Below are 9,535 nucleotides of genomic sequence, written 5' to 3' on the forward strand. Positions count from 1 at the left end.
GCGGAGGACCGTACTCCGCCGGGCCCGCGCCGGTCTCAACGGGCGAACCGCGCGATCGGGTTCACCAGGTCGCCGACGAGCTGGAGCGCCGCCGACGGGTCCGCCAGGTCCACCATCTGCTTGTTGTTGCGCAGCTGGAGGCGGTTGAGGGCGGAGAGCGCGAAGGTCTCCGCGAACATGTCGTACTGCGCGAACTTCTCGGCCAGCTCCGGCTTCGACTCCTGGTAGCCGCGCACGCACTCCGCGACCGTCCGCCAGAACTCGTCCTCGTCGAGCACGCCCTCCGCCGCCAGCGTCGACGCGAGGAAGCGGAAGAAGCAGTCGAAGACGTCCGTGAAGATCGACAGCAGCTTCATGTCCTCGGGGACCTCGGCGCGGACCCGTTCCACCGCCGGCGGCAGGACCGCGGCCGGGTCCATCACGCAGATCTCCTCGGCGATGTCCTTGAAGATCGCGCGGGAGACCGCGCCCCGCTCGTCGAGGGCCAGGATCACGTTCTCGCCGTGCGGCATGTAGACCAGGTCGTACGCGTAGAAGCTGTGCAGCACCGGCAGCAGGTACGCGTCCAGGTAGCCGCGCAGCCACTCCGTCGGCGCCAGGCCCGAGTCCTTGACGAGGGCCCCGGCGAACGACGCTCCCGCGTGGTCGACGTGGAGCAGCGAGGCCATCGTCGCGAGCCGCTCGCCCGGTGCCAGGGAGGCCACAGGCGACTCGCGCCAGAGCGCGGCGAGCATCTTGCGGTACGGCGAGTAGCGGTCGGTGGCGGCCTCGTACTCCAGGTGCCGGTAGCCGACGGCCGCCCGCTCGCGGATGATCGAGAAGCGGGCCGCCTGGAGGACGGAGTCGGCCTCGATCAGCCCCGCCAGCCAGTCGTTGATCGCCGGGGTCGCCTCCATGTACGCGGCCGAGAGCCCGCGCATGAAGCCCATGTTGAGGACCGACAGTGCCGTCTTGACGTAGTGCTTCGCCGGGTCGGAGTTGTTGAAGAAGGTGCGGATCGACTGCTGGGCCAGGTAGCCGTCGGCGCCCTCGCCCAGATAGACGAGGCGCTCCTGCGCGACCTCGGCGGCGAAGGTGACCGACAGCTTGTTCCACCACTGCCAGGGGTGGGCCGGCATCAGCAGGTAGTCCGCCGGGTCCAGGCCGCGCTCGGCGAGGATCTCGGCGAACCCGTCGACGGTCCTGTCGCCCAGCTCGGCGCGGATGAACGCGTCGTACTCGATGCCCGCGCCGGCCGTGAAGGTGGTGCGGTCGCGGCGGGCGGCCAGCCAGATCAGGTGGATCTCGCTGGCGGCCTCGGGGGCGTACGCGCGGTACTCGTCCACGCCGAAGCCGAGCCGGCCGTTGTTGGCGACGAAGCAGGGGTGACCCTCGGTCATCCCGGTCTCGATCGCCTGGAAGTCCGCGCGCGCCAGCTCGGCGGCGGTGACCTGCGGCTTGGTCGACTTGTACGCCGTACCGGCCAGGGTGGAGGAGATCTCCTCCAGGTAGACCGGCAGGATCTCGTCGCTCAGGCCCAGTGAGCCGCGCAGCTCGGTGATGAACATCAGGGCGTCGAGGGGGAGCTGCTCCTCGCCGCGGTGGCGGCTGATGGACTCCGGGTAGACGTGCCAGTGGTCGAGCGCGAACCGGTCCGCGGTGAAGCGGTACTCGATCGTGCTGTCGTCGCTGAGGACCTTGTAGCGGCTCTCCCCCAGCTCCTGCGGGTTGAGCAGACGCTCGTGGGCGAACTCGGCGAGACCCTTGCGGATCAGCGCGCGGTTGGCGTCCGCCCAGCGGGCGGGGGTCAGGTGGGCGACGGGGTTCATACAGTGGCTCCCACGGCGGTCTCGAACTGCGCGCGGGTGCAGAAGCTCAGCAGGGCCTGCTTCTCCGGCTTCTGGATCTCCCGCTCCGGCACGAAGCCGACGGCCTCGTTGAGCGCGTGGACGGCGGTGTTGCGGACGTCCGGCTCGACGACGACCCGCTCGGTCGCCGGGTCGGCGAAGAGCTCGGCCATCACGGCGGTGATGACCGTCCGGGTGAAGCCACGCACGGGGGTGTCGGTGGGCGCGACGAGGAAGTGCATCCCGACGTCGCCCGGGAGCGGCTCGTACAGGCCGACCAGTTCGACGTACCGGGGGTCGTACCGCTCCATCAGGAAGGCGGGCTTCTCGTCCACCAGGCCGATGAAGGCGTCGTGGTGCGGGTGGGCGGCTATCGCCATGTACTCGCGCTCGACGTCCTCGAGCTTCGCGTCCTGCATCATCCAGAAGGCGGCTTTGTGGTGAGTGACCCAGGGGTGGATCAGCTCGGCGTCCCTGAGCGGGTCGTAGGGACGGATGCGAACGGTCATACCGCGAACTCCTGGAAGGCGATGGTCTTCTCGACGGGGTAGTAGTCGGAGCCCAGCATGGCGCCGATGATGTACGCGTTGCGGTACGCCCCCATGCCCAGGTCGGGCGAGGTGATGGAGTGCGTGTGCACGGCGGCGTTCTGCAGGAAGACGCCGCGGCCCGTCGTGTCGATCGAGTAGTTGCGGGCCACGTCGAAGCGGCCCTGTCCGTCCCACGTGAGGCGGTCCTTGACCGGCTCGAGGAAGGCGGGGACGGCGTACTTGTAGCCGGTGGCGAGGATCAGGCCCTCGGTCTCGACCGTGAAGTCCTTCTCCTGCTCCTCCTGGTGGAAGCCGAGCGTGTACGTGCCGCTGGTGTCGTCGTACGCGGCGGAGTGCAGCGCCGAGTTGGTCAGCAGGCGCGTGGGGACCGGGCCGGCCAGGTTCTTCTGGTAGAGCAGGTCGAAGATCGCGTCGATCAGCTCCCCGTCGATGCCCTTGAACAGGTTCTTCTGCTGGGTCTCCAGGCGGTACCGGGTCTGCTCGGGCAGCGCGTGGAAGTAGTCCACGTACTCCGGCGAGGTCATCTCCAGCGTGAGCTTGGTGTACTCCAGCGGGAAGAAGCGCGGGGAGCGGGTCACCCAGTTGAGCTTGTAGCCGTGGACGTCGATCTCCGAGAGGAGGTCGTAGTAGATCTCCGCCGCGCTCTGGCCGCTGCCGACCAGGGTGATCGACTTCTTCTTCTGGAGCTCCTCCTTGTTCTGGAGGTAGCGCGAGTTGTGGATCAGGTCGCCGCCGAGGCCCTGGCAGGAGTCGGGGACGTACGGCGGGGTGCCGGTGCCGAGCACGATCCGGCGGGCGCGGAACGTCTCTCCGGCCTCGGTCGCCACCATGTACTCCTCGCCGGCCTCGTCGTACGAGACGGAGGCGACGGTGGTGGAGAAGCGGATGGAGGAGAGCTTCGCGGCGGCCCAGCGGCAGTAGTCGTTGTACTCGGTGCGCAGCGGGTAGAAGTTCTCGCGGATGTAGAAGGAGTAGAGCCGGCCCTTCTCCTTCAGATAGTTGAGGAAGGAGTACGGCGACGTGGGGTCGGCCATCGTGACCAGGTCCGACATGAACGGGGTCTGGAGATGGGCGCCTTCGAGGAACATCCCCGAGTGCCACTCGAAGTCCGGCTTGGACTCCAGGAAGAGGCCGTTCAGCTCGTCGATGGGCTCGGTCAGGCAGGCGAGGCCGAGGTTGAACGGACCGAGCCCGATGCCGATGAAGTCGTACGTGTCGGGGGTATCAGGCGTGGACAAGGGTCTCTCCCAGGTACTGCTCGGCGTGGCCGGCTATCAGATCGAGGACGGCGGCGATGTCCGCCAGTGTCGTCTCGGGGTTGAGCAGGGTGAACTTCAGGTACTGGCGGCCGTCGACCTTGGTCCCGGCCACGACGGCCTCGCCGGAGGCGAAGAGCGCCTTGCGGGCGTAGAGGTTGGCGCGGTCGATGTCCGCGGGCGAGGTGACGGCCTCGGGGATGTAGCGGTAGACGAGCGTGGACAGCTGCGGCTGGACGACCACGTCGTAGCGCGGGTCGGCGGCGAGCAGCTCGAAGCCGGCCGCGGCCAGGTCGCAGACCTCGTCGAAGAGCTCTCCGACACCGTCGGCGCCCATCACGCGCAGGGTCATCCACAGCTTGAGCGCGTCGAAGCGGCGGGTGGTCTGGAGGGACTTGTCGACCTGGTTGGGAATCTGCTCCGCGATGGTGCGACGCGGGTTGAGGTAGTCCGCGTGGTACGTGGCGTGGCGCAGCGTCGCGCCGTCCCTGACCAGGACGGCGGAGGAGCTCACCGGCTGGAAGAAGGACTTGTGGAAGTCGACGGTGACGGAGTCGGCGTGCTCGATGCCGTCCAGGAGGTGGCGGCGGGTGGGCGAGGCGAGGAGTCCGCAGCCGTAGGCCGCGTCGACGTGCATCCAGGCGCCGTACTCGTCCGCCAGGGCGGCGATCTCGGGCAGCGGGTCGATGGAGCCGAAGTCGGTGGTGCCGGCGGTGGCGACGATCGCCATCGGGGTCAGCCCCTCGGCGCGGCAGGCCTCCAGCTCGGCGGCGAGGACGACGGACTGCATCCGCTTGGTGCGGTCGACCGGGATGGAGATGACGGCGTCGGCGCCGAGACCGAGGAGGGTGGCCGACTTCTGGACGCTGAAGTGGCTGCACTCGGAGGAGAAGATGCGGAGTTTCGCCAGGTCCTTCGTCTTGGCCTCCTCGCGGGCGAGCAGGAGCGCCTGGAGGTTGGACTGCGTACCGCCGCTGGTGAACACGCCGTCGGCGGCGGGGCCGAGGCCGATGCGGCCGCAGGTCCAGTCGATGAGCTTGCGCTCGATGAGGGTGCCGCCCGCGCTCTGGTCCCAGGTGTCGAGCGAGGAGTTGACCGCCGAGAGGACGGCCTCGCCGAGGACGGCGGGGATCACGACCGGGCAGTTGAGGTGGCCCAGGTAGCGCGGGTGGTGGAAGTAGACGGCGTCGCGGAGGTAGACGCTCTCCAGCTCGTCCAGAGCGGCGGACGAGTCACCGAGTGGCTTGTCGAGGTCGAGGGCGTCGACGGTGGGAGCCAGCTCGGCGGGGGTCACGCCGGTGAACGGGCGACGCGTCGTGGCGAGTTTGGCCGCCACCCGCTCGACTCCTTCGGTGACGGAGCGCCGGTAGCTCTCCGCCGTGGCGTCATTGAGCAGGTGCGAGCGCATGAGGGGGGTCCTCCCGGGGACGGGGACTCGATCAATTCGAAGTAAGGTTAGCCTAACCTAACTTTGGCGCAAAATAACCCCCCACCCTTGGCTGGATGGGGGGTTATAGGTGAACGTTCGGGGCGTCGCCCGGCAGTCCGGCTACGCGTCGTCCTGCGTCTCGTCCGGCACCTCGCGCAGGGCGTCCTCGGACAGCCCCTTGCGCCAGTAGCCGACGAACGTCACACGTCGGCGGTCCAGTTCGCGCTCCCGTACGAAGTGACGGCGCAGCGCCTTCACCGCACCGGACTCGCCCGCGATCCAGACGTACGGCGCCTCGCCCGGGAGTTCGGCGGCGCGCACCGCGTCCACACCGGAGGGCGCGCCCTCCTCGCGAATCAGCCAGGTGACGGTGGCGTCGGCCTGTGTCGCCAGCTCCAGGCGGTCGCCCGAGTAGGGGACTTCGAGATAGACGTGGGCGCGAGTTTCGGCCGGCAGCCACTCCAGGATCGCCGCGGCTGCCGGAAGCGCCGTCTCGTCCGCCCAGATGAGCACCGAGTCGGCGTCGTCCGGCAGTTGGAAGCGGACGGCGGTGTTCGCCGCGATCGCGGGACCGAGGACGACCACCCGGTCGCCCGGCTCGGCACGTTGTGCCCAGCGACAGGCGGGGCCGCCGTCCTCGTGCAGCGCGAAGTCGATGTCGACCTCGTTCCGCGACTCCGTGCGCTGCTCCCGGACGGTGTACGAGCGCATCACGGCCCGTTCGTCGTCCGGCATCGAGCGCCAGGCGCCGAGGATCGCGTACATGTCGGGGTTGTCCAGCGGGGGCAGGACGGGGGCCTTCTGGCCGGGATGCGGCAGGAAGAGGGAGAGCGACTGGTCGCGTCCGCCGGAGGCGAAGGACGTGAGGTCCTCTCCCGTGAAGGTGACCCGGACCAGGGACGGGCCGAGCCGCCGCGTCCGGTCGACCTGGAGGTTGAAGAACTGGAACGGGGCGGTCTCGGCGCTCGTCATGGGGTCAGGCCACCTTCTTCGCGTTCTCCAGCGCCTTCGCCAGGTCCTCGAGGAGCGGGGCGCACTTGGCGTAGGAGTAGATGGGCTCGGTCACGCGCGGGAAGACCTGGCCGGCCTTGACGGCGGGCAGCGCGGCCCAGGTCGGCTTGGCCTTCAGGGCCTCCGGCTGCAGGGCCGAGGTGCGGTTGTCGAGCAGGATGACGTCGGCCTTGTACTTGTCGACGTTCTCCCAGCTCAGACCCTCGAACCAGCCGCCCTGGTCCAGCTTGTCGGGCGTGATGATGTTGATGCCCAGTTCCTGGAAGTAGAGCGTGTCGGTCGGCCGGACCGGGGTGGAGACGTAGAACAGGTCGGGGGAGCCGGAGCCGATCAGGACCTTGATGTCCTTCTTGCCCTTGGCGACCTGACGGACGCGCTCGGCGGCGGCCTCGAACCGGGCCTTGTCGGCCAGGATCTGCTTGGTCTTCACATCGGCGCCCAGCGAGGCGGCGAGGTCGGCGTGGCGCTGGAGGACGGTCGGCATCGACTTGTCGGAGGCCCACAGGGCGACGCTCGGGGCGACCTTGAGGATCTTGTCCTTCTGCTCGGCCGGGACGTACCAGAGGTCGTTCTTCTCCCACATGTCCGTGATGAGGACATCGGGGTTGAGCTTGAGGTACTCCTCGATCTTGAACTCGCCCCAGACGTTGCCGATGACCTTGACCTTGGCGATGTCGAGGTCGCCGGCCTGGACGTCCGGCTTCTTCTCCTTGGTCTTCGGGTCCTCGACGTAGGTCGGGCCGAAGACGCCCTTTACCTCGATGCCGAAGTCCTTGAGCGCGGCTGCCATACCGGTGAAGGCGACGATGTTCTTCGGCGTGGACTTCGTCTCGACGGCCGTGCCGCGGTCGTCCGTGAACTTCCACGGGCCGGCCTTCGCGGAGGCTCCGGAGGAGGCCTTGTCCTCGGTGTTGGTGCCACAGGCGGCGAGCGCGGCGCCGAGCCCGAGGGCGCCGCCCGCTGCGAGCAGACCGCGGCGGGTGAGATGGGTGGCTCGGGCGTTGCTGGGCATGGCGATGTCGCTTTCGGTACGTGCCGGAGTCGGCGCCTGGGCAATTCGGGGGAAGGTTAGCCTAACCTCATGTCGATCAGTAGAGGTGGGGGCTGATGTCCTTGTCACATGCCAGAGGCGTAGTCCCTACTGAGGGGGTGTGAGGGGTGAGTCGCACTCGAACCACACCGTCTTGCCGTCGGCGGACGGCTCCGCACCGCAGCGGTCGGTCACGGCCTCGACGAGCGTGAGTCCCCGCCCGGCCTCCGCCAGCGGCTCGGCTGCCTTCGCGTAGAGAGGCGGTCCGGGGAGCGTGTCGGCGACCTCCACCCGCAGGCCGTTCGGCTCCCGCAGGATCAGAACCGTGCAGCGCCGCCCGGGAACGTGCGTCGAGGTCGCCGATCTCGTCGCCCATGTCGCCGTCCGGGACTCCAAGGACCCCGAAGGGCCCGCCTTCCTGGCGACCCCCGCCGCGTTCACCGCCTTCGTGGCTGCCGCGGCCGGGGGCTTTCTCGACTGACGAGCTGTCAGGGGCGAAGCCGCCCGAGGGTCCCGTAGCCGAAACTCTCGCCTGCCTGCGGGGCCCGGGTCCAGGACCTGGTGGTGAAGGTGGGGAGCCGGCCCTGGGTCAGCGCGAAGCGGGGGAGTGAGAGGCCGAGTTCGCTGTGCAGCGCCTCCAGCACCTGTCGTTCGCACTCGGCTTCGGAGTCCTCCGCGCGGAAGAGGAGTGCCGGGTCCAGAGCTTCCGGTATCGCGCCGGAGCGCTGGATCTCCGTACCCCGCACGGTGAACGCGTAGAGCTCCTCGCCCTGTTCGGCCACCGACAGGTGGAACGCGGCCGAGTGGTCGCCCGGCGACGAGCTCCTCGGCTCGCGCCACACCGTCACCGCCCGGCCGGACGAGGAGGCGACCGGAGCAGGCGACTGGAACAGCTTGCTCAGGCGAGCGTGGGAGTGGCCGTCGAAGGCGAAGGCCCAGCCTTCGGCGGTGTGGCCGACGGCGACGACGGCCCTGTCCTCCCAGAGTTCCACGCCGTCCCGCTCATGAGGTCTGGGCGCTCGCCGGAACGCCTCGCCGGGATCCGTGGGCGGGCCCAGTTCGGCGCCCTCCTCGCCGATCAGGGCGGGCAGGTCGGTGGGGTCCGTCCCCTCGACCCACACACAGCGGTATCCGTGGATCGGGCGCACGTTCGTCGTCGGCTCGGCCAGCCAGGCGAGGCCCCGCGGGTCGAGATCGGGCGTCGGCTCGGGAGCGGGTCCCCTCTCCCCGGCCCGTGGGGTCGCGAGGATCTCCCGTCCGCGCTCCGGGGTGACCAGCGGGCCCAGCACCGGGTCGGCGAGCAGGCCGACCGGGGCGATCAGCGAGGGCCCGGGAGCCTCCCACAGCGGGAGTGCGTCCCGCAGCACCCGCCATGCGGCGTCGGTCGCACCCCAGCGCGCCGACTCACGCGCCTCGGCGACGGCCAGGCCCCATGGACCGGGAGGCGCGTACCGGTGGGTGCCGTCCCGCATCGCCCCCAGCACCGCCTCGGCGGTCTCCCGGGGCACCCCGCGCGCGGCCATCATCCCCAGCCAGTGGTCGTCCCCGCCCAGCCGCCATGCGCCGCCGGCGGGCTTCATCGCCTCCAGGGGGAGAATCTCCGGCAGGTAGAGCGGGTCCGCCGAGAGGAAGCCGTAGTCCCAGGAGCCCTGCGGAGCCGACAGATGCCGGAGCTGGTTCAGCAGGACACGGCTCCCCGGCCGCCCGAAGGACTGCGCCTCTTCGAGCAGCGGCAGCGCTTCCTCGTACCGGCCCCGCAGGGCCAGCCGGTGGGCCTCCTCCACACGGGCGTCCTGGGCGCGCGTGGTCCCGTTCACGAAGTCGGGCCTCTCCACCCGGTCGGAGTGGAAGTCGCGGTACATGGCTTCCATGTACGCCCGGAACGACGGGTACCGGTCGGGGAACTCCCCGCTCCAGCCCTTGTAGACGTAGAGCGCCCACTCGCCGTCCCGGTCGGTGTCGCCCGGGTCGAGCAGGGCGTACGACATGTCGGAGTCCGTCTCCAGCCGCAGCGCCCTTCGCCACATCCCGGCCAGCAGGACCTCCTCCTCGCGCGGGTCGTCGCCGAGGCTCTGCTCGTACATCGGGGTCATGTCGAACGGGTCCCCGAACCAGTCGATGTCCTCGACGCCGCCGAGCTGGTAGATCGCGGCCATCTGGTCCACGTGCCAGCCGTCGGACACGCCAAGGAACGCCCGGTACGAGGGCGGCAGCCGCCGCCCCAGGCGCTTCTCGGCCGCCGCGATCGCCGACTCGTCCGCCCCCGGCCTGGCAGGGGAGGCAGCGGGCTGCTCGCCGTCGTCGTCCTCGTCCTCCGCGTCGGCGCGCGGAACCCACTCGTCCCGCCAACGCCCCAGGAACTCGTGCCAGTCGAAGTCCTCGCTGCTCATGGGTGGATCGTGTCATCCGCCACTGACAGCATGGAACGAGCC

General features: G+C 69.7%; 9 protein-coding genes. 1 reads left to right on the plus strand and 8 read right to left on the minus strand.

The window, feature by feature from the left end; genetic code table 11:
• Positions 1 to 35: 35 nt before the first annotated feature.
• From ACFC0D_RS37195 to ACFC0D_RS37225, 7 genes are all read right to left on the minus strand, one after another.
• A complete protein-coding gene (locus tag ACFC0D_RS37195) occupies positions 36 to 1,808 on the minus strand; it encodes an IucA/IucC family protein (RefSeq protein WP_376446189.1) in 1,773 nt (590 codons plus the stop codon).
• Entirely contained in the window at positions 1,805 to 2,335 is a 531-nt protein-coding gene (locus ACFC0D_RS37200) for a GNAT family N-acetyltransferase (RefSeq protein WP_376446192.1), read from the minus strand. The genes ACFC0D_RS37195 and ACFC0D_RS37200 overlap by 4 nt, the downstream gene beginning before the upstream one ends.
• A complete protein-coding gene (locus ACFC0D_RS37205) occupies positions 2,332 to 3,615 on the minus strand; it encodes a lysine N(6)-hydroxylase/L-ornithine N(5)-oxygenase family protein (RefSeq protein ID WP_376446195.1) in 1,284 nt (427 codons plus the stop codon). The genes ACFC0D_RS37200 and ACFC0D_RS37205 overlap by 4 nt, the downstream gene beginning before the upstream one ends.
• Positions 3,602 to 5,041, minus strand: a complete 1,440-nt coding sequence (locus ACFC0D_RS37210; protein WP_376446198.1) for a pyridoxal phosphate-dependent decarboxylase family protein — start codon at positions 5,039 to 5,041, stop codon at positions 3,602 to 3,604. The genes ACFC0D_RS37205 and ACFC0D_RS37210 overlap by 14 nt, the downstream gene beginning before the upstream one ends.
• 141 nt (positions 5,042 to 5,182) lie before the next feature.
• Positions 5,183 to 6,034 (minus strand): siderophore-interacting protein, encoded by an 852-nt coding sequence (locus tag ACFC0D_RS37215; protein WP_376446201.1) that lies wholly within the window; start codon positions 6,032 to 6,034, stop codon positions 5,183 to 5,185.
• Between the two features lie 4 nt (positions 6,035 to 6,038).
• A complete protein-coding gene (locus tag ACFC0D_RS37220) occupies positions 6,039 to 7,085 on the minus strand; it encodes an ABC transporter substrate-binding protein (protein WP_376446204.1) in 1,047 nt (348 codons plus the stop codon).
• A gap of 126 nt (positions 7,086 to 7,211) precedes the next feature.
• Positions 7,212 to 7,394 (minus strand): ATP-binding protein, encoded by a 183-nt coding sequence (locus ACFC0D_RS37225; RefSeq protein WP_376446206.1) that lies wholly within the window; start codon positions 7,392 to 7,394, stop codon positions 7,212 to 7,214.
• Between the two features lie 34 nt (positions 7,395 to 7,428).
• On the opposite strand from ACFC0D_RS37225, the gene ACFC0D_RS37230 reads away from it, so the two are divergent.
• A complete protein-coding gene (locus tag ACFC0D_RS37230) occupies positions 7,429 to 7,584 on the plus strand; it encodes a DUF397 domain-containing protein (protein ID WP_376446209.1) in 156 nt (51 codons plus the stop codon).
• Between the two features lie 7 nt (positions 7,585 to 7,591).
• Here the strand turns inward: ACFC0D_RS37230 and ACFC0D_RS37235 are convergent, their stop codons facing one another.
• Entirely contained in the window at positions 7,592 to 9,493 is a 1,902-nt protein-coding gene (locus tag ACFC0D_RS37235) for an SMI1/KNR4 family protein (protein WP_376446211.1), read from the minus strand.
• Between the last annotated feature and the right edge of the window lie 42 nt (positions 9,494 to 9,535).

The sequence above is a fragment of the Streptomyces sp. NPDC056222 genome (genome assembly GCF_042264065.1).
Classification (GTDB): Bacteria; Actinomycetota; Actinomycetes; order Streptomycetales; family Streptomycetaceae; genus Streptomyces.